Annotated in this window: 19 protein-coding genes, 2 tRNA genes and 1 other RNA gene; 17 read left to right on the top strand and 5 right to left on the bottom strand. The window is 57.4% G+C overall.

Going from position 1 to position 25,208, the window contains the following annotated elements; all coding sequences use genetic code 11:
* Positions 1-48: 48 nt before the first annotated feature.
* From EH164_RS14160 to EH164_RS14140, 5 genes are read left to right on the top strand one after another with little or no spacing between them, the layout of a single operon-like run.
* The gene (locus EH164_RS14160) at positions 49-1,548 is read left to right on the top strand and encodes a sugar ABC transporter ATP-binding protein (RefSeq protein ID WP_124968751.1); all 1,500 of its coding nucleotides are present in this window, start codon (positions 49-51) and stop codon (positions 1,546-1,548) included.
* The gene (locus EH164_RS14155; protein ID WP_124968749.1) at positions 1,541-2,527 is read left to right on the top strand and encodes an ABC transporter permease; all 987 of its coding nucleotides are present in this window, start codon (positions 1,541-1,543) and stop codon (positions 2,525-2,527) included. Before EH164_RS14160 ends, EH164_RS14155 begins: the two co-directional genes overlap by 8 nt.
* A gap of 1 nt (position 2,528) precedes the next feature.
* The gene (locus EH164_RS14150) at positions 2,529-3,482 is read left to right on the top strand and encodes an ABC transporter permease (RefSeq protein WP_124968747.1); all 954 of its coding nucleotides are present in this window, start codon (positions 2,529-2,531) and stop codon (positions 3,480-3,482) included.
* Between the two features lie 16 nt (positions 3,483-3,498).
* Positions 3,499-5,136: an FGGY-family carbohydrate kinase gene (locus tag EH164_RS14145; protein ID WP_124968745.1), complete on the top strand. Its 1,638-nt coding sequence runs from the start codon at positions 3,499-3,501 to the stop codon at positions 5,134-5,136.
* 50 nt (positions 5,137-5,186) lie between these two features.
* Positions 5,187-5,735, top strand: a complete 549-nt coding sequence (locus EH164_RS14140; RefSeq protein WP_370277282.1) for an SIS domain-containing protein — start codon at positions 5,187-5,189, stop codon at positions 5,733-5,735.
* Positions 5,736-5,963: 228 nt separating this feature from the next.
* Here EH164_RS14140 and putA read toward each other — a convergent pair whose 3' ends face one another.
* A complete protein-coding gene (gene putA / locus EH164_RS14135) occupies positions 5,964-9,926 on the bottom strand; it encodes a trifunctional transcriptional regulator/proline dehydrogenase/L-glutamate gamma-semialdehyde dehydrogenase (protein WP_124968741.1) in 3,963 nt (1,320 codons plus the stop codon).
* Positions 9,927-10,343: 417 nt separating this feature from the next.
* On the opposite strand from putA, the gene putP reads away from it, so the two are divergent.
* Both putP and EH164_RS14125 read left to right on the top strand, forming a co-directional pair.
* Positions 10,344-11,852, top strand: coding sequence for a sodium/proline symporter PutP (gene putP, locus EH164_RS14130; RefSeq protein ID WP_023481708.1), 1,509 nt, complete (start codon positions 10,344-10,346; stop codon positions 11,850-11,852).
* 99 nt (positions 11,853-11,951) lie between these two features.
* On the top strand, positions 11,952-12,380 hold the full coding sequence (locus tag EH164_RS14125) for a DUF3574 domain-containing protein (RefSeq protein WP_206430677.1): 429 nt from the start codon (positions 11,952-11,954) through the stop codon (positions 12,378-12,380).
* 39 nt (positions 12,381-12,419) lie between these two features.
* Here EH164_RS14125 and EH164_RS14120 read toward each other — a convergent pair whose 3' ends face one another.
* Entirely contained in the window at positions 12,420-13,604 is a 1,185-nt protein-coding gene (locus EH164_RS14120; protein WP_042713519.1) for a NupC/NupG family nucleoside CNT transporter, read from the bottom strand.
* 282 nt (positions 13,605-13,886) lie between these two features.
* Here EH164_RS14120 and efeU point away from each other — a divergent pair, with 282 nt between their 5' ends.
* The 4 genes from efeU to phoH all read left to right on the top strand — a co-directional run bounded on the left by efeU (position 13,887) and on the right by phoH (position 18,506).
* Positions 13,887-14,720: an iron uptake transporter permease EfeU gene (gene efeU / locus EH164_RS14115; protein WP_023481492.1), complete on the top strand. Its 834-nt coding sequence runs from the start codon at positions 13,887-13,889 to the stop codon at positions 14,718-14,720.
* A gap of 49 nt (positions 14,721-14,769) precedes the next feature.
* Positions 14,770-15,897, top strand: a complete 1,128-nt coding sequence (efeO, locus tag EH164_RS14110; protein WP_124968739.1) for an iron uptake system protein EfeO — start codon at positions 14,770-14,772, stop codon at positions 15,895-15,897.
* Positions 15,898-15,899: 2 nt separating this feature from the next.
* A complete protein-coding gene (gene efeB, locus EH164_RS14105) occupies positions 15,900-17,183 on the top strand; it encodes an iron uptake transporter deferrochelatase/peroxidase subunit (RefSeq protein ID WP_124968737.1) in 1,284 nt (427 codons plus the stop codon).
* A 534-nt stretch (positions 17,184-17,717) separates the two neighbouring features.
* The gene (gene phoH, locus EH164_RS14100; protein ID WP_023481530.1) at positions 17,718-18,506 is read left to right on the top strand and encodes a phosphate starvation-inducible protein PhoH; all 789 of its coding nucleotides are present in this window, start codon (positions 17,718-17,720) and stop codon (positions 18,504-18,506) included.
* Positions 18,507-19,033: 527 nt separating this feature from the next.
* Here the strand turns inward: phoH and EH164_RS14095 are convergent.
* The 3 genes from EH164_RS14095 to EH164_RS14085 form a co-directional block, all read right to left on the bottom strand.
* Positions 19,034-19,121 (bottom strand) — tRNA-Ser (locus tag EH164_RS14095).
* A gap of 563 nt (positions 19,122-19,684) precedes the next feature.
* Positions 19,685-19,822, bottom strand: a non-coding RNA gene (locus EH164_RS14090) — RtT sRNA.
* 46 nt (positions 19,823-19,868) lie between these two features.
* Positions 19,869-19,956: transfer RNA gene (locus tag EH164_RS14085), tRNA-Ser, on the bottom strand.
* A gap of 237 nt (positions 19,957-20,193) precedes the next feature.
* Between EH164_RS14085 and ghrA the strand changes: the two genes are divergently transcribed.
* The 6 genes from ghrA to EH164_RS14055 all read left to right on the top strand — a co-directional run bounded on the left by ghrA (position 20,194) and on the right by EH164_RS14055 (position 25,207).
* Positions 20,194-21,132, top strand: coding sequence for a glyoxylate/hydroxypyruvate reductase GhrA (ghrA, locus tag EH164_RS14080; RefSeq protein WP_124968735.1), 939 nt, complete (start codon positions 20,194-20,196; stop codon positions 21,130-21,132).
* A gap of 82 nt (positions 21,133-21,214) precedes the next feature.
* Positions 21,215-21,952: a phosphatase gene (locus EH164_RS14075; protein WP_124968733.1), complete on the top strand. Its 738-nt coding sequence runs from the start codon at positions 21,215-21,217 to the stop codon at positions 21,950-21,952.
* Between the two features lie 19 nt (positions 21,953-21,971).
* Positions 21,972-22,532 carry a molecular chaperone gene (locus EH164_RS14070; protein WP_124968731.1) on the top strand — a complete coding sequence of 187 codons (561 nt, stop codon included), beginning with the start codon at positions 21,972-21,974 and terminating at the stop codon, positions 22,530-22,532.
* An 84-nt stretch (positions 22,533-22,616) separates the two neighbouring features.
* Positions 22,617-23,111 (top strand): DUF1097 domain-containing protein, encoded by a 495-nt coding sequence (locus tag EH164_RS14065; RefSeq protein WP_124968729.1) that lies wholly within the window; start codon positions 22,617-22,619, stop codon positions 23,109-23,111.
* Positions 23,112-23,238: 127 nt separating this feature from the next.
* On the top strand, positions 23,239-23,781 hold the full coding sequence (gene ymdB, locus EH164_RS14060; RefSeq protein WP_124968727.1) for an O-acetyl-ADP-ribose deacetylase: 543 nt from the start codon (positions 23,239-23,241) through the stop codon (positions 23,779-23,781).
* Positions 23,714-25,207, top strand: a complete 1,494-nt coding sequence (locus EH164_RS14055; RefSeq protein ID WP_370276836.1) for a phospholipase D family protein — start codon at positions 23,714-23,716, stop codon at positions 25,205-25,207. Before ymdB ends, EH164_RS14055 begins: the two co-directional genes overlap by 68 nt.
* The last annotated feature ends 1 nt before the right edge of the window (position 25,208 follow it).

Genomic DNA, 25,208 nt, shown 5'->3' with positions numbered 1-25,208 from the left:
CAGATTTCATCCTCGCGTCCTTCACGGGCGCTGGCAGAGGTATTGTCGATGACCGACCCCACCGCATTTATCACTCTTGAGAATATCAGCAAGCAATTCCCGGGCGTGCTGGCGCTGGATAAGGTGAATTTAACCCTCAAAAAAGGCGAAGTTCACTGCCTGGCAGGGCAAAACGGCTGCGGGAAAAGCACCATCATCAAAGTGATTTCCGGTGTCTATCACCCGGAAAAAGGCGGCATCATTGAGCTTGATGGCAAGCTCTTTCATCAACTGACGCCGCAGCTCTCCGCCCATTACGGCATTCAGGTGATCTACCAGGATCTCTCCCTGTTTCCCAATTTCAGCGTGGCGGAAAATATCGCCCTGCATCGCTATCTGCCCGGCGGCGACATCTGGGTGCGCCGCGGCGCGATGCGCAAGCAGGCACTGGCCGCGATGGCACGCATCGGCGTGCGCCTCGATCCGGATAAAAAGGTCGAAAAACTCTCCATCGCCGACCGCCAGCTGGTGGCGATCTGCCGCGCGATTGCCGCCGAAGCCCGGCTGGTGATCATGGATGAGCCGACCGCATCGTTAACCCGTCAGGAAGTGAATGGGCTGCTGCGCGTGGTTAATGAACTAAAAGCCGCCGGTATCTGCGTCGTGTTTGTCAGCCACCGCCTCGATGAGGTGATGGAAGTAGCGGATCGCATCAGCGTGATGCGCGACGGCAAGCTGGTCGGCACCTGGCCCGCCAGCGAGCTCGATAGCCACGAACTGGCCTATCTGATGACCGGGCAGCGTTTCCACTACAGCCCGCTGCCGGAAAAACCTCCGGTTGACCAGCCGCCGATGCTGGAGCTGCGCCACTTAAGCCGTAAAGGAAAATACCGCGATATCAATCTGTCGTTGCGCAGCGGCGAGATTGTCTCGATTGTCGGGCTGCTGGGCTCCGGGCGCACCGAACTTTGCATGAGCTTGTTTGGCATGACGAAGCCTGAAGATGGCGAAATCCGCATTAATGATAAGCCGGTAAAAATGCGTAATAACCATGACGCCATTCGCCACGGTATCGGCTATGTTTCGGAAGATCGTTTAACCCAGGGGCTGATTATGGAGCAGTCGATCTATGACAACACCATTGTCACGGTTTTCGACAAACTCCATACCCGCAGCGGCTTGCTCGATCACGCCAAAGCTGGACAGCTGGTAAAGGATCTTATCAGTAACCTGAATATCAAAGTCTCCGACCCGCAACTGCCGGTGAAAACCCTCTCCGGCGGCAATGCCCAGCGTATTGCTATCGCAAAATGGGTCGCCACGCAGCCGCGGATTTTGATCCTCGATTCGCCGACCGTTGGCGTCGATATCGCCAACAAAGAGGGCATCTATCAGATTGCCCGCCAGTTGGCAGAGCAGGGAATGGCAGTATTGATGATTTGTGATGAAATCCCGGAAGCCTATTACAACAGCCACCGCGTGTTGGTGATGCGCCGGGGTGAACTGGTGGCGGAGTTCAATCCGCACCGCTGTAGCGAAGAGGAGATCGCGGAGGTGGTCAATGCGTAACTCGCTCGCCCGCTTGATTGGGCAACATGAGTTCTGGCTTGGCGTGCTGGTGGTTGCGCTGGCGGTCGGTCTGACGATCCGCACCGATGAGTTTTTCACCCTCGGCAATTTAACGGATGTCGCCACCAGTTATGCGATCCTCGGCATTCTGGCCTGTGGGCTGTTTGTGGTGCTGATCTCCGGCGGGATCGACATCTCCTTCCCGGCGATGACGGCGATTGCGCAATACGCGATGGCCAGTTGGGTGATTGCCCACGGCGGCAACTTTGTGGTTGCGCTGGCGTTAGCGATGGCTGTTGGGTTACTGCTCGGCTTGATCAACGGCTTTCTGGTCTACTGGCTGCGCGTACCGGCCATCATCATTACCATTGCCACCCTGAACCTCTTTTACGGTCTGCTGGTCTACGCCACCAAAGGCACCTGGCTGTATGGCTTCCCGGACTGGTTTATGAACGGCATTAGCTGGTTCACCTTTACCGGTGCGGACGGCTATGACTACGGCCTGACCCTGCCGCTGATCTGCCTTGGCGCGACGATTATTTTTACCGCCGTGCTGATGAACTACACCCGTCTGGGGCGGCAAATCTACGCCATGGGCGGCAACCGCGATGCGGCGTCGCGTCTTGGGCTGAACCTGCTGAAGCTGCACTTCTATGTTTATGGCTATATGGGCATCCTGGCGGGTGTTGCGGCGGTGGTACAGGCGCAGATCACCCAGTCGGTGGCACCCAACTCGCTGTTTGGTTATGAGCTGACGGTGCTGGCGGCAGTGGTGCTGGGCGGAACCAGCATGTCCGGCGGGCGCGGCACCTTAATCGGTACGCTGCTCGGTGTGATCCTGCTCGCCTTCCTGCAAAACGGCTTAACACTGCTTGGCGTCTCCTCTTACTGGCACACGGTCTTTAGCGGCGCGATCATTCTGGTCAGTATCAGCGCCACCGCGTGGCATGAAAAACGCAAACTCGCAAGGGAGCTATAAGATGAAATCCATCGTCCGAATCCTGCCCGGTGATGCCATCATCCGCTTGCAGTGCGTGATTATTGTCGTCGTCGCGCTGATCTTCTTTTTCCTGCTCGGCGGGCGCTTTTTCAGCGTCGCTAACTTCCAGTCCATCGGATCGCAGCTGCCGATCCTCGGCATGCTGGCGCTCGGCATGGGGATAACCATGCTCACCGGCGGCATCAACCTCTCCATTATCGCCGGGGCTAACGCCTGTTCGCTGGTGATGGCGGCGGTAATTGTGATGCACCCGGATAATCCACTCTTTCTGGCGTTAGCCCTGTTTGCCGGGCTGCTGACGGCGGTGGCGATTGGCGTGCTGAATGGCACCCTGGTCGCCTGGGTAGGCGTCTCGCCGATCCTCGCTACCCTCGGCACCATGACGCTTATCTCCGGGCTCAATATTCTGCTCTCTAACGGCACGGTGATCTCCGGCTTCCCGGCGGCGATCCAGTACCTCGGGAATGCCACGATTGTTGGTATTCCGGTGGCACTGCTGCTCTTTTTAGTGGTGGCGTTACTGCTGTGGGTGCTGCTGGAGCACACTACGCTCGGGCGCAGCCTCTACCTGGTGGGCTCCAACGAACAGGCAACGCGCTACAGCGGTGTTAACACCGTGCGCGTGCAGATTGCGGTGTATGTTATCTCCGCGCTGCTCGGTTGGGTTGCCGCCATTCTGATGATGGCGAAATTTAACTCCGCGAAAGCGGGGTATGGCGAATCCTATCTTCTGGTAACCATTCTGGCCTCGGTGCTCGGCGGCATTAACCCGGACGGCGGCTTTGGCCGCGTGCTCGGGCTGGTGCTGGCGCTGGTGGTGCTGCAGATGCTGGAAAGTGGCTTTAATTTATTAGGTATCAGCAGCTATCTGACGATGGCGCTCTGGGGCGCGGTGCTGATCCTCTTTATCGCATTACAGAATCGTAAAGCCTGATTTCGGGAGAAAAAAAATGGCGAGCTACTTTATTGGTGTGGATGTAGGGACCGGCAGCGCCCGCGCGGGCATTTTTGACCTGACGGGCCGGATGGTCAGCCAGGCCAGCAGGAGCATTGAGATCTATCGCCCGCAGGCCGATTTCGTCGAGCAATCCTCCGACAACATCTGGCAGGCGGTCTGTAACGCCGTGCGCGATGCCATCAATCAGGCCGATATCAACCCGATTCAGGTCAAAGGGCTGGGCTTCGACGCCACCTGCTCGCTGGTGGTGCTGGATAAACAGGGCAACCCGCTGACTATCAGCCCCTCCGGGCGCAGCGAACAGAACATCATCGTGTGGATGGATCACCGTGCCATTGCGCAGGCGGATCGCATCAACGCTACCCATCACCGGGCGTTGGATTATGTCGGCGGCATTATCTCGCCGGAGATGCAGACGCCAAAACTGCTGTGGCTGAAACAGCATATGCCGAACACCTGGGCGAACGCTGGCTTCTTCTTCGATCTGCCCGATTTTCTCACCTGGCGTGCCACCGGTGACGACACCCGTTCGCTCTGCTCAACGGTGTGTAAATGGACCTATATGGGCCATGAAGACAAGTGGGATACCAGCTATTTCCGCCAGATTGGCCTCGAAGATCTGCTCGAACATGATGCAGAGAAGATTGGTCGCTACGTGAAAACGATGGGCGAACCGCTTGGCCGCGGGCTGTCGCAGCGCGCGGCCAGCGAGATGGGGCTGATGCCGGGCACGGCGGTCAGCGTATCGATTATCGACGCTCACGCCGGGACGCTGGGCACGCTTGGTGCCAGCGGGCCGTCGGGTGAGATGGCCGATTTTGACCGCCGCGTTGCGCTGATTGGCGGCACCTCCACCGGCCATATGGCGATTTCGCCGCAGGCACGCTTTATCGGCGGTGTCTGGGGGCCTTACTACTCGGCGGTGCTGCCGGGCTACTGGCTGAACGAGGGCGGACAGTCGGCAACCGGGGCGCTGATCGATCACGTCATTCAGTCTCACCCCTGTTACGAAACGCTGCTCGCGCAGGCTAAAACCCAGGGGCAGACCATTTATGAAGTGCTCAATGCGTTGCTGCGCAAAATGGCGGGCGAGCCGGAGAATATCGCCTTTCTGACCCGCGATATTCATATCCTGCCGTACTTCCATGGCAACCGCTCCCCGCGCGCTAACCCGACGCTCACGGGCGTGATTAGCGGGCTGAAGCTGTCGCGCACGCCGGAAGATATGGCGCTGCACTATCTGGCGACCATTCAGGCTATTGCCCTCGGCACGCGTCATATTATCGAAACCATGAATCAAAGCGGTTACAGCATTGATACGGTAATGGCGAGCGGCGGCGGCACCAAAAACCCGATCTTTGTGCAGGAGCACGCTAATGCTACCGGCTGCGCGATGCTGCTGCCGGAGGAGAGCGAGGCGATGCTGCTTGGCGGGGCGATGATGGGCACCATTGCGGCCGGTGTGTTCGACAGCTTCCCGGAAGCGATGTCGGCGATGAGCCGCATTGGTAAAACCGTGACGCCGCAGACTAATCGCATCAAGCTTTACTACGATCGTAAATACACCGTCTTCCATGAGATGTACGCGGATCATATGAAGTACCGCGCGTTGATGCAGGAGGAGGCATGAGCGAAAGCTGGCAACAAGCGTGCAATGCCTGGCGTATCTACAGCGAAGAGATGGCCGCGCTGAGCCGCCATCTTGATCCCGCGACCTGGGCGGCACTGATGGCTGAACTGCGCGGCTGCAAAGGAAAGATTGTCGTTACCGGCGTCGGCACCTCCGGCATTGCGGCGCGTAAAATCGCCCATATGCTGGCCTGCGTCGAGCGCCCGGCTATCTACCTGAACGCCACCGATGCCGCGCACGGCGATCTCGGTTTTGTCGGGCCAGACGATCTGGTGATTATGCTCTCGCGCGGCGGCAACTCGGAGGAGTTAACGCGGTTGCTGCCTGGGTTAGCGATAAAAGATACGCCTATCCTCTGCGTGACGGAAAACCCCTCTTCGGCGATTGCGCTGGCATCAAGGCTAGTGATCTCCACCGGCGTGCAGCGCGAGATCGATCCGCTCAATATGCTGGCTACCACCTCCATCGTGCTGGTGCTGGCGATTTTTGATGCCGCCTGCGCCTGCCTGATGAGCGAAAGCGGGTACTCAAAAGAGACATTGCTCGCTGTGCACCCCGGCGGCGACGTCGGTTTAACACTACGAAAAAAAGCGCCGTAAGGCGCTTTTTTATTACAACGATTCTTTCACTCCCGACACGCTGCCGGATGGCGGCTAACGCCTTATCCGGCCTACAAATACGGTTCAAACTCCACACCGTAGGCCCGATAAGCGCAGCGCCATCGGCGCATTGCCGGATGGCGGCTGAGGCCTTATCCGGCCTACAAATGCGGTTCAAATCTACACCGTAGGCCCGATAAGCGCAGCGCCATCGGGCATTTCACCGACTTAACCAATCGTCATCAGGCTGGCATTACCACCGGCTGCTGCGGTGTTAACGCTGAGCGAGCGCTCCAGCCACAGGCGTTCGAGCAGGATATTGGTTTCACCCCGCGCAAAGCCCTGAACGGAGACGATCGCGCCATCGCGTGCTGCAACGTTTTCGCACAGATGCACCAGCTGATCGGAGTCGCCGTGGAAGATCACCGCGTCGAACGGCTGCGCCATCAGGCTCTCCGCTTTGGCGAATTTAATCCGCTGGCTGACGGTTTGCGGTAACTGTTTCACCAGATCGCGATGCAGCGTGTCGTCCTGCCACAGCGCCTGGCTTCCAGATGCCAGAACGGCGGCAAGCTGCACCAGCGCATCCTGCTCGTTATCGGCCACGCACAATACGCGATCGCGCGGTGCCAGCGTCCAGCTGTTACGCTCTCCGGTTGGGCCAGGCAGCAGGCGCTGCGTACCGGCCTGCGCCAGTTCGCTGAACTGCTCGCACACCTTGTGTAATTCCGGGCGCTGCGTGGCGGCCCAGGCGGTCAGCGCCGCCAGCGGCTGGATCAGCACGGTTTTCACCTGCGCATCCAGCGGGCGCTCGGCATCGTGACGGTTAAGCGTTTTCAGCACCGCATTCTCCGGGCGGCTGCTCAGCAGGCGATAGAGATAGAGCGGCCCACCGGCTTTTGGCCCGGTGCCCGACAACCCTTCGCCGCCAAACGGCTGCACGCCCACCACGGCGCCGACCATATTGCGGTTCACGTAGAGGTTACCCACGTGAGCATTGCCGGTGACCTGCGCGATGGTTTCATCAATACGCGTGTGGACACCCAGCGTCAGACCGTAGCCGGAGGCGTTAATCTGCTCCAGCAGTTGATCGAGCTGGTTACGTGAATAACGCACCACGTGCAGCACCGGACCGAAGATCTCTTTTTTCAGCTCGTCGAAGCTTTCCAGTTCAATCAGCGTTGGCGGCACAAAGGTGCCGGTACGCCATTCGCGGGCATCTTCGCTATTTTCACGTACCGCCTGGTAGACGGTGCGGCCTTTCGCCTGCATCGCCTGAATATGTTTTTCAATATTGGCTTTAGCTTCGGCATCAATCACCGGCCCAATATCGGTGGAGAGACGTCCCGGATTACCCATCCGGCACTCGGCCATCGCGCCGCGCAGCATGGTCAGCGTATGGTCGGCGATATCCTCCTGCAGACAGAGCACGCGCAGCGCCGAGCAGCGCTGGCCCGCACTGTCAAACGCGGAAGCGACCACATCAATCACTACCTGTTCCGTCAGCGCCGAAGAGTCGACAATCATTGCATTCATACCGCCAGTTTCGGCGATAAGCGGCGTCGGACGACCCTGGGCATCGAGGCGGGTGGCGATGTTACGTTGCAAGAGCGTGGCGACATCGGTCGAGCCGGTAAACATCACGCCGCGCACGCGGGCATCGCCGGTCAGCTGTGCGCCAACCGTTTCACCGCGGCCTGGCAGCAGTTGCAGCACGCCCGCCGGTACGCCCGCTTCGAGCAGGATCTTCACGCCCTGGGCGGCAATCAGCGGGGTTTGCTCCGCCGGTTTTGCCAGCACGCTGTTACCGGCCGCCAGCGCGGCGGCAATCTGCCCGGTAAAGATTGCCAGCGGGAAGTTCCACGGGCTGATACAGACCACCGGCCCAAGCGGGCGATGGGTCTCATTATCGAAATCGCTGCTGACCTGGCCGGCGTAGTAGTGCAGGAAATCGACCGCTTCACGTACTTCCGCAATGGCGTTGCTGAAGGTTTTGCCCGCTTCACGCACCAGAATACCAATCAGCGTTTGCAGGTTGTCTTCCATCAGCACTGCGGCGCGCTGCAGGATGGCACCGCGCTCCTGCGGAGGCGTAGCAAACCAGATCGGCGCATGGTTCACCGCGTTCTCCAGCGCCTGGTTCACCTGCGCTTCACTCGCTTCCACCACATAACCGACAACATCTTTCGGCTCTGCCGGGTTGAGCACCGCAATTGCTTCACCCTCCATTACCGCCTCTTCGAGCATCGGATGGGCATACCACTTCTGCGCCGCGCTGTTGAGCAGGGCAGAGGAGAGGGAAGCCAGACGGTGTTCGTTCGCCAGATCGAGACCGGCCGAGTTAATGCGGCCTTCGCCATAGAGCGCGCGCGGCAGGGCAATTTTCGGATGCGGCAGCCCCACCTGGCCCTCCTGGGCGGCGAGTTTTTCCACTTCCGTAACCGGATCGGCGACCAGCGCATCGAGCGGCAGGGTGTTATCCGCAATGCGGTTAACGAACGAGGTGTTAGCGCCGTTTTCCAGCAGACGGCGCACCAGGTACGCCAGCAGGGTTTCATGGGTGCCGACCGGGGCGTAAATACGGCACGGACGGTTAAGCTTGCCATCGGCGACTTTGCCGACTACCTGCTCATAGAGCGGTTCACCCATGCCGTGCAGACACTGGAACTCATACTGGCCCGGATAGTAGTTCTGCCCGGCCAGCTGGTAGATCGCCGCCAGCGTGTGGGCGTTGTGGGTAGCGAACTGCGGATAGATCAGGTTCGGCACCGCCAGCAGTTTTTTCGCGCAGGCAAGATAGGAAACATCGGTGTAGACCTTGCGGGTATAGACCGGATAGCCCTCGAGACCTTCCATCTGCGCACGCTTAATTTCGCTGTCCCAGTAGGCGCCTTTCACCAGGCGGATCATCAGGCGGCGACGGCTGCGGGTCGCCAGCTCAATCAGGTAATCAATGACAAACGGGCAGCGCTTCTGATAAGCCTGAATCACAAAGCCAATGCCGTTCCAGCCCGCCAGCTCTGGCTCGAAGCAGAGTTTTTCCAGCAGGTCGAGGGAGATCTCCAGCCGGTCGGCCTCTTCGGCATCGATGTTGATTCCGATATCGTACTGACGCGCCAGCAGGGTTAAGGATTTCAGGCGCGGATAGAGCTCGTCCATCACGCGGTCATACTGCGCGCGGCTGTAGCGCGGATGCAGGGCGGAGAGCTTGATGGAGATGCCCGGTCCTTCATAGATGCCGCGCCCGTTTGAGGCTTTACCGATGGCGTGGATCGCCTGCTGGTAAGAGACCATATAGGCCTGCGCATCGGCGGCGGTCAGCGCCGCTTCGCCGAGCATATCGTAGGAGTAACGGAACCCTTTCTCTTCCAGCTTACGGGCGTTGGCCAGCGCTTCAGCGATGGTCTCGCCGGTGACAAACTGCTCGCCCATCAGCCGCATCGCCATATCGACCCCTTTGCGGATCAGCGGCTCGCCGCTCTTACCGATAATGCGATTCAGCGAGCTGGAGAGATTGGCTTCGTTATGGGTAGAGACCAGGCGGCCGGTAAACAGCAGACCCCAGGTGGCGGCATTCACAAACAGCGAGGCGCTGCGGCCAATATGGGATTGCCAGTTACCGTTACTGATTTTGTCGCGGATCAGCGCATCGCGCGTCGCTTTATCAGGAATACGCAGCAGCGCTTCGGCGAGGCACATCAGCGCCACGCCCTCCTGCGAGGAGAGGGAAAACTCCTGCAACAGGCTCTGCACCATGCCTGCGCGGCCGGTCGCGGTTTTTTGATTACGCAGCTTTTCTGCCAGCTGGTACGCCAGCTTATGGGCACTCTCGGCTACCGGCTGCGACAGGCGCGCCTGCTCAAGCAGCATCGGCACGGCATCGGTTTCCGCCCAGCGCCAGGCGCTGGTGATTGCCGCGCGGGAGACCGACTGCGGCAGGATCTGCTCGGCAAAGTCGAGGAACGGCTGCGGGCTTTCGTCAATCACCGCGCTGGCCTCATCTTCCTGCACGCTGTGCGCCTGGGCGCCCGCCAGTTCAGGTAATCCTTCGCTGCTCTCCAGCTTTTCAAGGAAATTAAAAATAGCTTGTTTAATTAACCAGTGCGGCGTGCGGTCAATAGTCGCTGCGGCAGCTTTAATCCTTTCGCGCGTGGCGTCGTCAAGCTTGACCCCCATGGTGGTGGTGCCCATGCGTTGCTCCTGTTTATATGGTGTTTTGCACAATAGGCTGAAATATCCACCATGTTGCAACTTTGTGCAACCTTGTTAATTGTGAGCTGGCTGGCAAGGTGAGAAATGAATGAATTGTTAATTAACGAAAGGGGTAACAGGAACGGTGAAATCTGCTGCAAAGCCAGGATTTATGCGGTTGCTAACACTTTTCAAAGGTGCAACCTTTAAAAATGTGATGGAGTGCAACCTATAACAAAATCCTATTCCCTGTGGGATATCTTCGATGTAAATGGTGTGTTAAATCAATTGTGAATAACGGAGGCTTCCGGCAGGATACGGGCGCTTCTAATAATACATACGCACCGTCGCTACGTTCCGGCGATGGATAAAAGCGGCAAAGTGACTTTGTCGACGAAGATCCTGGAGACTATTTTGATGGCAATAAGCACACCGATGATGGTGACCTTTCTTATTTATATCTTTGGCATGATCCTGATCGGTTTTATTGCCTGGCGATCAACAAAAAACTTTGATGACTATATTCTCGGTGGCCGCAGCCTCGGGCCATTGGTGACGGCGTTATCGGCCGGTGCCTCTGATATGAGCGGCTGGCTGCTGATGGGGCTGCCGGGAGCGATCTTTATCTCCGGCATCTCTGAAAGCTGGATTGCCATTGGCCTGACCGTCGGTGCCTGGGTCAACTGGAAACTGGTGGCGGGGCGTCTGCGCGTTCACACCGAAGCGAACAATAACGCCCTGACGCTGCCGGATTACTTCACCGGGCGGTTTGAAGATAACAGCCGTCTGTTGCGCATTATCTCGGCGGTGGTAATTCTGGTCTTCTTCACCATCTACTGTGCTTCCGGCATTGTGGCGGGTGCGCGTCTGTTCGAAAGCACCTTCGGCATGAGCTACGAAACGGCGCTGTGGGCCGGTGCGGCGGCAACCATTCTCTATACCTTTATTGGCGGCTTCCTTGCGATTAGCTGGACTGACACCGTGCAGGCCAGCCTGATGATTTTTGCCCTGATCCTCACCCCGGTGATTGTGATTATCTCCGTCGGCGGTTTTGGTGATTCGCTGGAAGTGATCAAGCAGAAGAGCATTGAAAACGTCGATATGCTCAAAGGCCTCAACTTTGTCGCCATCGTCTCGCTGATGGGCTGGGGGCTGGGCTACTTCGGTCAGCCGCATATTCTGGCGCGCTTTATGGCGGCCGATTCCCACCACACCATCGTGCATGCGCGTCGCATCAGTATGACCTGGATGATCCTCTGCCTTGCGGGCGCAGTGGCGGTCGGTTTCTTCGGCATCGCCTACTTTGATACCAACCCGTCGCTGGCGGGCGCGGTAAACCAGAACGCCGAGCGCGTCTTTATTGAGCTAGCGCAGGTGCTGTTTAACCCGTGGATTGCCGGTATCCTGCTCTCTGCGATCCTCGCAGCGGTGATGTCGACCCTGAGCTGCCAGCTGCTGGTCTGCTCCAGCGCGATTACGGAAGATTTCTACAAAGCGTTCCTGCGTAAAGGTGCCAGCCAGAAAGAGCTGGTGTGGGTTGGCCGTGCGATGGTGCTGGTGGTCGCGCTGGTGGCGATTGCGCTGGCGGCAAACCCGGAAAACCGCGTGCTTGGCCTGGTAAGCTACGCGTGGGCCGGTTTCGGTGCGGCGTTTGGCCCGGTGGTGCTGCTCTCGGTGATGTGGTCACGCATGACGCGTAACGGCGCGCTGGCGGGGATGATTATCGGTGCGGTCACCGTTATCGTCTGGAAACACTTCGGCTGGCTGGGCCTGTATGAAATCATCCCTGGCTTCATCTTCGGCAGCCTCGGGATTGTGGTCTTCAGCCTGATCGGCAAAGCGCCGTCTGCCGCTATGCAGCAGCGCTTCGCCGAGGCGGATGCCCATTACCACTCTGCGCCGCCGGTTCGCGCGCAGGCGAAGTAAGTACCCTTGTTAATAAAACCCGCTGCGGCGGGTTTTTTTGTTGCTAAATCATGAGGATTACGCTGATATCTCCCGACAATTAACCGTGAGGGCAGGGGAATGAAAACAATAAAAGTGGCGATGGCATTGATGGTGGCAGGTCTGCTGGCGGGCTGTAATGCACCGGCGCAAAAGCCGCAAGCAATGCCGCAGCAGTGCGCACCGGCAGATCGAATGGAGCAAACGACGCTCTATTTCGGCCTCAATCGCCCGGCAGGTAAAGCGATTACCGCCGAGGAGTGGCAGCAGTTTGTCGATGGCGATGTGACGCCGCGTTTTCGCGAAGGGTTAACGGTGTTTGATGCGCGCGGCCAGTGGCTTGGTAACGATGGCAAAGTGGCGCGGGAGCCGAGCAAAGCGCTGATGCTGATCCACGCTAAGGATGCGCAAAGCGATAAAAAAATTGATGAGCTGCGCGGAGTCTATAAATCGCGTTTTGCCCAGGAGTCGGTGATGCGGGTCGATCAGGCGGTCTGCGTACAGTTCTGACAGAGTCCCTCTCCCGAACGGGAGAGGGGAATCACACCTTTACAGCACCACCCCGGCAAACGCCGCGGAGAGCAGGCTCACCAGCGTCGCGCCATACACCAGCCGCAGGCCGAAACGCGAAACCGCATTACCCTGCTGCTCGTTCAGCCCCTTGATCGCACCCGCGACGATGCCGATAGAGGCAAAGTTGGCGAAGGAGACCAGGAAGACCGAGAGAATGCCCAGCCCGCGCGGGCTCATCTGCGCGGCAACTTTTTGCAGTTCAATCATCGCCACAAACTCATTCGCCACCAGCTTGGTTGCCATAATGCTGCCAGCCGGCAGCGCATCGCTTAGCGGGATGCCAATCAGCCACGCCAGCGGGTAGAAGACGTAGCCGAGCAGCTGCTGGAAGCTGATACCAAACAGCGCCGAGAAGAGGGCGTTAACGGCGCTGATCAGCGCAATAAAGCCAATCAGCATCGCCAGAATAATCATCGCCACTTTGAAACCGGCAAGAATGTATTCACCGAGCATTTCGAAGAAGCTTTGCGATTCATGCAGCTTTTCCAGCTTGATCTCCGCTTCCTCCTGCCCGCGCGACGGGTTGATCACCGACAGGATGATAAAGGTGCTGAACATATTGAGCAGCAGCGCCGCGACCACATATTTCGCGTCGAGCATCGTCATATAGGCACCGACAATCGACAGCGATACCGTCGACATCGCCGTCGCCGCCATGGTGAACATCCGGCGTGAAGAGAGATCCGCCAGAATGCCTTTATAAGCAATAAAGTTCTCCGACTGGCCGAGGATCAGCGAACTGACGGCGTTGAAGGACTCCAGCTTGCCCATGCCGTTAAGCTTTGAGAGCAGTGTTCCAATCAGGCGAATAAAGATCGGCAGAATACGCCAGTGCTGCAAAATGCCAATCAACGCGGAGATAAAGACGATAGGGCAGAGGACGCCGAGGAAGATAAACGCCAGTCCTTTTTCGCTCATGCCGCCAAAGACAAAACCGGTCCCTTCTGCGGCAAATTTCAGCAGCACCTCAAAGAAGCCGGAGACATATTTAATCAGCGTTAACCCGCTCTGGGCATGCAAAAAGAACCAGGCCAGCGCCAGTTCGATCACAATCAGTTGCAGGATGAAACGAAACGGAATGCGCTTGCGGTCAAAACTCACCAGCCAGGCCAGCGCGAGGATCACCACCAGCGCCAGCAGAAAATGTAAAAAATTGAGCATAGTTTGGGCGTAGCCAGGTAAACGAAACGGGCGTTTATTTAGCCACAGGCGTGCGGGGCGGTAAACAGAAAGATAATGCTTCGTTAGCTAACTTTTTGCTGCTTTTCAACGGTTTCTGCATAAGGTTATGGGGGGAGTCGTTAGCCTGCTAGCTGGTTACATCCGGTTATCATTCTCAACATATTTTTCGCTTGAGTTTCTTCTTGGCGTAATGATAATCACTATCAATGCAATTTACCTTTCTTTGCAACCATTGACGGTGCATAACACAAAGGCGGTTCTATGTTTGTCCCATTCCTTATTATGTTGCGTGAAGGCCTGGAAGCGGCGCTGATTGTAAGCCTGATTGCCAGTTATCTGAAACGCACCCAACGTGGACGCTGGATTAGCGTAATGTGGGTCGGCGTGTTTCTCGCCGCTGCGCTCTGTCTGGGGCTTGGCATCGCCATTAATGAAACCACCGGCGAGTTCCCGCAAAGAGAGCAGGAGCTATTTGAGGGTATTGTCGCGGCGATTGCGGTAGTGATCCTCACATGGATGGTGTTCTGGATGCGCCGCGTGTCGCGCAACGTCAAAGTGCAGCTGGAGCAGGCCGTCGATACCGCGCTGGCACGCAGTAATAACCACGGCTGGGCGCTGATCCTGATGGTCTTTTTCGCCGTCGCCCGTGAAGGGCTGGAGTCTGTCTTCTTCCTGCTGGCGGCGTTTCAACAAGATGTCGGCATCTGGCCGCCGCTTGGCGCCGTGCTGGGTCTTGCCACCGCCGTGGTGCTCGGTTTTCTGCTCTACTGGGGCGGCGTTCGTCTCAATCTCGGCGCGTTTTTCAAATGGACCAGCCTGTTTATTCTTTTTGTCGCCGCGGGTCTTGCCGCCGGTGCAATCCGCGCTTTCCATGAAGCGGGCTTGTGGAACCATTTCCAGGATGTGGCCTTTGATTTAAGTAACGTACTGACCACCCATTCGCTGACCGGCACGCTGCTGGAGGGCATTTTTGGTTACCAGGAGACGCCGAGCGTCAGCGAAGTGGCAGTTTACTTCCTCTATTTAATCCCGGCGCTGGTGCTGTTTGTCATGCCGCCGCGTGCCGGTGCGCAGCCCTCCCGCGCTGCGCCGTAAGCCTCTATAACGATTCTTAGTTACAACACACTTATTAAAGGGAAGGGTCATGGCAATTCTTTTTCGACGTAGCGCAGTACAAATCGGGGTCGCCGCGCTGATGGCGTGCGCGTTTGGGACCCAGGCCGCTGATGTGCCGCAGGTAAAAGTGACGGTGACGGATAAGCAGTGCGAACCGATGAACCTGACGGTCAATGCCGGTAAAACGCAGTTTGTGATCCTCAACCACAGCCAGAAAGCGCTGGAGTGGGAGATCCTTAAAGGCGTGATGGTGGTTGAAGAGCGCGAAAACATCGCGCCGGGCTTCAGCCAGAAGCTTACTGCCAACCTCCAGCCGGGCGAGTATGAGATGACCTGCGGCCTGTTAACCAACCCGAAAGGGAAATTAGTGGTCAAAGGTGAAGCGACGGCTGACGCAGCGAAAGGCGATGCACTGCTGAGCCTTGGCGAGGCGATCACCGCCTATAAAGCCTATGTCGTTGGCGAAACCACGCAGCTGGTTTCCGGTACCAAAGCCTTTACTGATGCGGTGAAAGCGGGCGATATCGAAAAAGCGAAAGCGCTCTACGCCCCGACGCGCCAGCACTACGAGCGCATTGAGCCGATTGCTGAGCTCTTCTCTGATCTTGATGGCAGCATCGATGCTCGTGAAGATGATTACGAGCAGAAGGCCGCCGACCCGAAATTCACCGGTTTCCACCGCCTTGAGAAGGCGCTTTTTGGCGACAACAGCGTCAAAGGCATGGAGAGCTATGCCGATAAGCTCAATCACGATGTGCTTGAACTGCAAACCCGCATCAACGAGCTGGCATTCCCGCCGTCAAAAGTGGTGGGCGGCGCAGCCGGGCTGATTGAAGAGGTGGCAGCGAGCAAAATCAGCGGGGAAGAGGATCGCTACAGCCATACCGATCTGTGGGATTTCCAGGCCAATATCGAAGGCGCGCAGAAGATTGTCGACCTGCTGCGTCCGCAGCTGCAAAAAGAGAACAGTGCTTTGCTTGCGAAAGTGGACGCCAACTTCAAGAAAGTGAATACCATTTTAGCGAAGTACCGCACCAAAACGGGCTTTGAGACCTATGATAAGCTGACCGATGCCGATCGTAATGCGCTGAAGGGGCCAATCACTACCCTGGCGGAAGATCTGGCGCAGCTGCGCGGCGTACTTGGACTGGATTAATAATGAAGCAGCATGATGAAAACGACGTCAGCGAACCTTCGCGGCGTCGGTTGTTAAAAGGGATGGGCGCGCTGGGGGGCGCGCTTGCTCTCGCCGGCGGTTGTCCGGTCGCCCATGCGGCAAAACCGCAAAGTGCGCCGGGCACATTGTCGCCCGATTCCCGTATGGAGAAGCAGCCGTTTTACGGCGATCACCAGGCCGGCATCTTAACGCCGCAGCAGGCCTCGATGATGCTGGTGGCATTTGATGTGCTTGCAGCGGATAAAGCCGATCTTATCCGCCTGTTTCGCCTGCTCACCGATCGCATTGCCTTCCTGACGGCGGGCGGCCCGGCACCGGAGACACCAAACCCGCGTCTGCCGCCGATGGATTCCGGCATTCTCGGGCCGTTTATCGCCCCGGATAACCTGACGATGACGGTCTCTGTCGGATCTGCGCTGTTTGATAATCGCTTTGGTCTCTCGGCGCAGAAACCGAAGAAGTTGCAAAAGATGATGCGTTTTCCTAACGACTCGCTTGATGCCGCGCTCTGTCATGGCGATCTGCTGCTGCAAATCTGCGCTAACACCCAGGACACGGTGATCCACGCGCTGCGCGATGTGATCAAGCACACGCCGGATCTGCTCAGCGTGCGCTGGAAACGGGAAGGGTTTATCTCCGACCACGCCGCGCGCAGCCGCGGGAAAGAGACGCCGGTAAACCTGCTCGGCTTTAAAGATGGCACCGCGAACCCCGACAGCAGCAATGCGCCGCTGATGGATGAGATCGTCTGGGTAACCAATGATCAGGGCGAGCCAGCATGGGCGGTAGGCGGCAGCTATCAGGCGGTGCGCATTATCCAGTTCCACGTTGAGTTCTGGGATCGCACGCCGCTGAAAGAGCAGCAGACCATTTTCGGGCGCGATAAACAGAGCGGTGCGCCGCTCGGCATGCAGCATGAGCACGATGTGCCCGATTACGCCAGCGATCCCGAGGGCAAGGTTATCGCCCTCGACAGCCATATCCGCCTGGCGAACCCGCGGACGAAAGAGACGCAGGCGAACCTGATGATGCGCCGGGGCTACAGCTACTCCCTCGGCGTCACCAACTCTGGCCAGCTGGATATGGGCCTGCTGTTTGTCTGTTACCAGCACGATCTGGAGAAAGGCTTCCTGACCGTGCAAAAAAGGCTCAATGGCGAAGCGCTGGAGGAATATATCCGGCCCATCGGCGGCGGTTTCTTCTTCGCCTTACCCGGCGTGAAGTCAACGCAGGGCTATCTTGCCCAGTCTCTTCTCGAAGCGTGAAGATCCTATCCTGCCCGTCCGGGCAGGATATTCTGTTATCTGTAGCAATTTGACATACTTTTTCTGCCATCCACGCATAATTTTAATGTATTAGAAAGTATCTGTTATATTTCTGTAATATTCATCGAAGAGACTCTGTGGAACGACGCAGAGTGCGTAGCTGTTAATGTTTGGTAAAAACATTGTTGCATTGATGCTACGCTTTAGATGAGCAGTTCATTCGGTTATCCCTGCGGTGATGAAGTCTTCTGGAGATCGCGGATGGTAAAGTGCTGTAGTGGACAGACAAAACGACCTCGCAAAACCCGGCCCGGGGAGCACACCTCCGGCAACGACTTTTTCACCCCTGATTTCTCCTCCTCCTGTTTTTTAACTCCTTCTGACGATGTGGCAGACGGTTTTGCTGTTCGTTGCGCCATGTCATTTTCAAAGGCAAGCCATGGCTTACAAGGAAGCCAACCCTCAGACGTTCGTGCGCATAATCGCGTCGATTTCGATGCGTGTGATGTAAACCAACAACTCAAGGTGCTATCCATGGGAAGACAGAAAGCAGTGATCAAAGCTCGTCGTGAAGCGAAACGCGTGCTGAGACGTGATTCACGTAGCCATAAACAGCGTGAAGAAGAGTCGGTCACCTCGCTTGTGCAGATGAGTGGTGTAGAAGCAATTGGCATGGCGCGGGATTGCCGTGATAACTCTCCGATTGCTGCCCGCAATGAGGCTCAGGCGCATTATTTACATGCGATTGAGACTAAGCAGTTGATTTTCGCCACTGGCGAAGCGGGTTGTGGGAAAACGTGGATTAGCGCGGCGAAAGCTGCAGAGGCTCTGATCCATAAGGATGTGGAGCGGATTATCGTGACCCGGCCGGTCCTGCAAGCTGATGAAGATCTCGGCTTCTTACCCGGCGATATCTCGGAGAAGTTCGCACCCTATTTCCGGCCCGTCTATGACGTGCTGTTGAAACGTCTTGGTGCGTCCTTTATGCAATACTGCCTGCGCCCGGAAATTGGCAAGGTAGAGATCGCGCCGTTCGCCTATATGCGCGGACGTACGTTTGAAAATGCGGTGGTCATTCTTGACGAGGCCCAGAACGTCACCGCTGCGCAAATGAAGATGTTTTTGACGCGCCTCGGGGAAAACGTGACCGTGATTGTCAACGGCGATATCACCCAGTGCGATCTGCCCTCCGGAGTTAAATCGGGGCTGAGCGATGCACTGGCACGTTTTGAAGAGGACGAGATGATTGGTGTGGTGCGCTTTAATAAAGACGACTGCGTACGCTCCGCCCTCTGCCAGCGCACGTTGAAAGCCTACGATTAAGCGGTGCGCAAGATACAGTTAGCGTTAAAACCCGGGAAACCGGGTTTTATTTTTTGTGGGGCAGGGAAGGCGTAACCACGTACGACTCATAAGGCGCAGCGTGTAGGCCTGATAAGGCGAAGCCGCCATCAGGCATTTGGAAGTGGCACGGTGTTGGCCCAGGCGCGTAGGCCTGATAAGGCGTAGCCGCCATCAGGCATTTGGAAGTGGCACGGTGTTGGCCCAGGCGCGTAGGCCTGATAAGGCGCAGCCGCCATCAGGCATTTGGAGGTGGCACGGTGTTGGCCCAGGCGCGTACGCCTGATAAGGCGCAGCCGCCATCAGGCACTGGCTCCGCTGCCGACGCGTGCACCGGGGGGATTGACTCGCTTCGCTCGCCCTTCGGGCAGCCCACTCACTGCGTTCGCGGTCTGTCCAACGGGCTGTCGCCCGTTGTCGAACCCCGGTCGGGGATTCTCATCCCCCCTTGTTCGGGGAATATAAAAGAAAAAAGCCCGTACTTTCGTACAGGCTCTCATCTTGAATAATGGCGGTGAGGGGGGGATTCGAACCCCCGATACGTTGCCGTATACACACTTTCCAGGCGTGCTCCTTCAGCCACTCGGACACCTCACCACATTGTATTGTCACCCGCCATACAGGAGGGCAACGGGGCGCTACTATAGGGAGTTGCGCTGAAGCGGTCAAGCAGATTTTCAGCCGTGATGATTGTTCGCTTAAGGTGTGAGCAACGGCGTGGATTGATGGTGGAAATGCCGGGATTTGCAGGGATAAAAATGCCGGATGGCGCTCACGCTTATCCGGCCTACGGAACGGAGCTGGTTTGATGGTTGGGAAGGCAGAATTACGTAGGCCTGATAAGGCGTAGCCGCCATCAGGCATTTGGACACGGCACGAAAGTTGGCATTGTGAAATGTTTGGTGATGCAAGGGGGGAGATCTGCGCGTAGGCCTGATAAGGCGTAGCCGCCATCAGGCACTGGCTCCTTGCCGACGCGTGCACCGGGGGGGATTGACTCGCTTCGCTCGCCCTTCGGGCAGCCCACTCGCTGCGCTCGCGGTCTGTCCAACGGGCTGTCGCCCGTTGTCGAACCCCGGTCGGGGATTCTCATCCCCCCTTGTTCGGGGAATATAAAAGAAAAAAGCCCGTACTTTCGTACAGGCTCTCATCTTGAATAATGGCGGTGAGGGGGGGATTGACTCGCTTCGCTCGCCCTTCGGGCAGCCCACTCGCTACGCTCGTGGTCTGTCCAACGGGCTGTCACCCGTTGTCGAACCCCGGTCGGAGGTTCTCATCCCCCCTTGTTCGGGGAATATAAAAGAAAAAAGCCCGTACTTTCGTACAGGCTCTCATCTTAAATAATGGCGGTGAGGGGGGGATTCGAACCCCCGATACGTTGCCGTATACACACTTTCCAGGCGTGCTCCTTCAGCCACTCGGACACCTCACCACATTGTTGTCCCGATGTCGTCGGGACGGGCGCTAATGTAGGGAAAACCCGTAACCGCGTCAATCTTCTTTTGCAATAAATTAGTGCGTTTAGACAAACTTCAAACAACCTGCTTCTTAAACGTTCTGAAAACGCTTTTTTTCTCGCCTTGGCACTTAAGCCACGCGCTGGAGAGGATATTTGTTATGCTTATCAGCCGCATAAAAATGCCTCACCCACAACAAGACCGGAGTGCCGATGGATATCCTCTTTTATCACCCCTCATTTGATAACGCCTTTTGGGTGAATGCCCTGCACGAAGCGCTGCCGGAAGCCAACATCCGCGTCTGGACGCCGGGCGATAACGCTCCCGCCGATTACGCGCTGGTCTGGCATCCGCCCGTGGAGATGCTTGAAGGACGGAAACTGAAGGCGGTGTTTGCCCTCGGCGCAGGTGTCGATGCAATCCTCGGGCAACTGAAGGCGCATCCGCAGATGCTCGACGCCTCGGTGCCGCTGTTTCGTCTTGAAGACACCGGCATGGCGCAGCAGATGCAGGAGTATGCCGTAAGCCAGGTGCTGCACTGGTTCCGCCGTTTCGATGATTACCAGGCGCTAAAAGGTGAGGCGAAGTGGCAACCGCTTGAGGAGTATGCGCATGAGGATTTCACCGTTGGCATTCTTGGCGCAGGCGTGCTGGGTGCAAAAGTCGCCGAAGCGCTCCGTCCGTGGGGATTCCCGCTGCGCTGCTGGAGCCGCAGCCGAAAAGATCTGCCGGGCGTCACCAGTTTTGCCGGTGTGCAAGAGTTGGGGGAATTTCTGCATGGCACGCGGGTGTTAATCAACCTGCTGCCCAACACGCCGGAGACCGCAGGCATCATCAATCACTCCTTGCTCGCGCAGTTGGAAGAGGGGAGTTATCTGCTCAACCTCGCGCGCGGTGTGCATGTGGAAGAGGCCGATCTGTTGCAGGCGCTTGAGAGTGGCAAGATGAAGGGGGCGATGCTGGATGTCTTCCGTGAAGAGCCACTTCCTGTGAATAACCCACTGTGGGCGCACCCGCGTGTCGCCATTACGCCGCACATCGCCGCAGTGACCCGCCCGCAGGAAGCGATTGACTATATCTGCCACACTATTCGCCAGCTTGAGCAGGGTGAGGCGGTAAGGGGTCTCGTTGACCGGTCGCGCGGGTATTGAGATAAGCCCGGTCGCGCCGGGTTTTCATTAAACTGCATAACAATAGCTGCTATTCTTGCGCAATTGACTACAGGAGTGAGCCATGTACCCCGTTGACCTGCATATGCACACCGTCGCCAGCACCCATGCTTACAGTACGCTGCATGACTATATTGCCGAGGCGAAACGCAAAGGCATTAAGCTCTTCGCTATTACCGATCATGGCCCGGACATGGCCGATGCCCCTCACCACTGGCACTTTATCAATATGCGTATCTGGCCGCGGCTGGTCGACGGCATCGGCATTCTGCGCGGTATTGAAGCCAATATTAAAAACCGCGCGGGCGAAATCGACTGCACCGGGCCGATGCTCGACTCGCTCGATCTGATCGTGGCGGGTTTTCATGAGCCGGTGTTCCCGCCGCAGGATAAAGCGAGCCATACCGAGGCGATGATCGCCACCATTGCTAGCGGTAATGTGCATATCATTAGCCATCCTGGTAACCCGAAATTTGAGATTGATATCCCGGCGGTGGCCGCCGCCGCGGCGAAATATGATGTCGCGCTGGAGATTAACAACTCCTCCTTTATCCACTCGCGCAAGGGCAGTGAAGCGAACTGCCGCGCTATTGCCGCTGCCGTGCGCGACGCGGGCGGCTGGGTGGCGCTCGGATCCGACTCGCACACCGCCTTTACGCTGGGCGACTTTGCGGAGTGCCGCAAAGTGCTGGATGAGGTCGGCTTCCCGGAAGATCGCATACTGAACGTATCACCGCGCCGCATGCTGAGTTTCCTTGAATCACGCGGCATGGCGCCGATTGATGAATTTGCTGAACTTTAATACTGACTGGAACAACTGAATGAACGAATTTTCTATTCTCTGCCGCGTGTTGGGCTCGCTCTTTTACCGCCAGCCGCAGGATCCGCTGCTGGTGCCGCTCTACACGATGATCCGCGAAGGAAAGCTGGCAGAGAGCTGGCCGCTTGAGCAGGATGCGCTGCTGGAGCGTCTGCAAAAAAGCTGCGATGCCCAGACGCTGGCCGCCGATTACAACGCGCTGTTTGTCGGCGATGAGTGTCGCGTTTCGCCGCTGCGCAGTGCATGGGTTGAAGGGGCGAGCGAAGCGGAAGTGCGCGAGTTTTTATCCAGCCGTGGTATGCCGCTGAGCGCCGCACCGGCCGATCATATTGGTACGTTGCTGCTGGCAGCTTCATGGCTGGAGGATCACTCCGCGGAAGATGAGAGCGAAGCGCTGGAAACCCTCTTCGCAGAGTTCCTGCTGCCGTGGTGCGGCACCTTCTTTGGCAAAGTGGAAGCACACGCTACGACGCCGTTCTGGCGCACGCTGGCCGAACTCTCCCGCGATGCGATTGCCGCTATGTGGGAAGAACTTCAGGAAGGGTCAGAGAACGAAGAGTGATATTGATCACAAATAATTTGCAACGATGAGTTCGTTGTTTAAATTTATGTGGTGAATGTCACTTTGCAGCGGCGCGCTTCTGCTATGATGCGCGCCATGAACAGACTCTTCGCACTCGCATTGACGACAGGTATTCTCTCCGGACTTTGGGGCTGGGTTGCCGTCGCTTCAGGACTTTTAAGCTGGGCCGGTTTTCTCGGCTGTACGGCCTATTTTGCCTGTCCGCAGGGTGGGCTGAAGGGGCTTATGATCTCTGCCTGCACAGTGATGAGCGGCGTGGTATGGGCGCTGGTGATTATGTACGGTAGCGCACTGGCTCCCCATCTTGAGATTGTGGGCTACATGATGACCGGCATCGTTGCTTTTCTGATGTGTCTGCAGGCCAAAAACCTGCTGCTCTCCTTTGTTCCCGGCACCTTTATTGGCGCCTGTGCCACCTTTGCCGGGCAGGGCGACTGGAGAGCAGTAGTGCCTTCGCTGGCGGTAGGATTGCTGTTTGGCTATGCCATGAAAAACAGCGGCCTGTGGCTCGCTTCCCGGGGGACAACAACCCGCGCGGCGGCAGCGAAAAAAGCGTAACTCGACATTTGCTTTCTCTCTCTTCCTGACAATATTTCCTGCCGGCTGGCTTGCGGCGCCACCATTTCCGTTGCGCCAGGATACACTTAGTGCATGTTCTCGGTATCGCACCGACAAGGGAGCCATAATGGAATCACGTATGCAGGTTATTCAGGGGGATATTACAACCCTTGAAGTGGATGTTATTGTCAACGCCGCCAACGCCTCTTTACTTGGCGGCGGCGGGGTTGATGGCGCGATCCATCGCGCAGCCGGTCCGGCGCTGCTTGAGGCGTGCAAACAGGTTCGCCAGCAGCAGGGCGAGTGTCCGCCGGGCCATGCGGTGATCACCGCCGCTGGCAATCTTAAGGCGAAAGCAGTGATCCACGCAGTCGGGCCAGTCTGGCGCGGCGGAAATGATAACGAAGCCCATCTGCTGGAAGATGCTTATCGCAACAGCCTGAAACTGGCGGATGCCAACGGCTACGCCTCTATTGCATTTCCTGCTATCAGCACCGGCGTGTACGGTTACCCGAAAGCGGCCGCGGCGGAGATCGCCATCAACACCGTTTCGGATTATCTAACCCGCTATTCTCTGTTACGGCAGATATACTTTGTCTGCTATGACGATGAAACTCTGCGACTCTATCAACGCCTACTCACCCAACACGGTGCCGACCCTGCACGCTGATTCCCGGCTTGTGCGCGCCGTTGCACCCGTTTGTGAGGCGCACCCCGGCCTTTGCGGTCTGCACATTCTTGACGACAGTATGGACGCCTTTGTCGCCCGCTACCGGTTAGCGGAGCTGGCGGAGCGTACGCTCGATGTGCAGTACTACATCTGGGAAGATGATACCTCCGGCCGCTTGTTGATGCTGGCACTGCTTGCCGCCGCCGATCGCGGCGTGCAGGTGCGTCTGCTGCTGGATGATAACAACACCCTCGGCATGGATGGCGTACTGCGCCAGCTCGATAACCACCCCAATATCGAGGTGCGGCTGTTTAACCCTTTCTCCTTTCGCTCCCTGCGTGCGCTCGGCTATTTAACGGATTTCGCGCGCCTTAACCGGCGGATGCACAATAAAAGTTTCACCGTTGATGGCGTAGTGACGCTGGTTGGCGGGCGCAATGTTGGCGATGCCTATTTTGGCATTGGCGAAGAGCCGCTGTTTACCGATCTCGATGTGATGGCGATCGGCCCGGTGGTGAAAGAGGTGGAGCGGGATTTTGTGCGCTACTGGAACTCGGCCTCGGTCTCATCGCTGAGCAGCGTGCTCTCCCTGTCGCCGGAAGAGATTGCCGAGCGCATTCGCCTGCCGGAGAGCTGGCGGGAAGATATCACCGCGGTGCGCTACCAGGAGAGACTTGCTTCTACGCATTTCGCCGCGCACCTTGAAAACGGCACGCTGCCGCTGATGTGGGCAAAAACGCGTCTGCTGAGCGATGACCCGCGAAAAGGGGAGGGCAAAGCGCGCGAGCACACATTATTGCCGCAGCGACTGCTGAATGTGATGGGTAAACCGGACCGGCAGATTGATATCATCTCGGCCTATTTTGTGCCGGGGCGCGCGGGCGTTGCGCTGCTGCTACAGCTGGCGCGCAAAGGGGTGAAGATTGCCATTCTGACCAACTCCCTTGCCGCGAACGATGTCACGGTGGTGCACGCAGGCTATGCGCGCTGGCGCAAAAAGCTGCTGCGCCATGGCATTGAGCTTTATGAGCTGAAACCGACGCGCGGGGAAGCGCCCATTCACCCGGTGCATGACCGTGGTTTAACCGGTAACTCCGGCTCCAGCCTGCATGCGAAAACCTTCAGTATTGACGGTGAAAAGGTCTTTATCGGCTCGTTTAACTTCGACCCGCGATCGGCGGTGCTGAATACCGAGATGGGCTTTGTTATCGACAGCGAAACGCTGGCAAAGCAGATCCATCACCGTTTTCTGCGCAGCCAGAAAGATATCACCTGGCAACTACGCCTTGACCGCTTTGGTCGTATCAACTGGATTGAACAGCAGGATGGCGAGGAGATTGTGCTGAAAAAGGAGCCGCAAACCCGTTTGTGGCAGCGCATTCTGGTGCGCCTGGTCTACTGGCTGCCGGTAGAGTGGCTGCTCTGAG

The sequence above is a fragment of the Kosakonia sp. CCTCC M2018092 genome (genome assembly GCF_003864115.1).
Lineage (GTDB): Bacteria > Pseudomonadota > Gammaproteobacteria > Enterobacterales > Enterobacteriaceae > Kosakonia > Kosakonia cowanii.
This window is presented reverse-complemented; position numbering and strand designations above follow the sequence as displayed.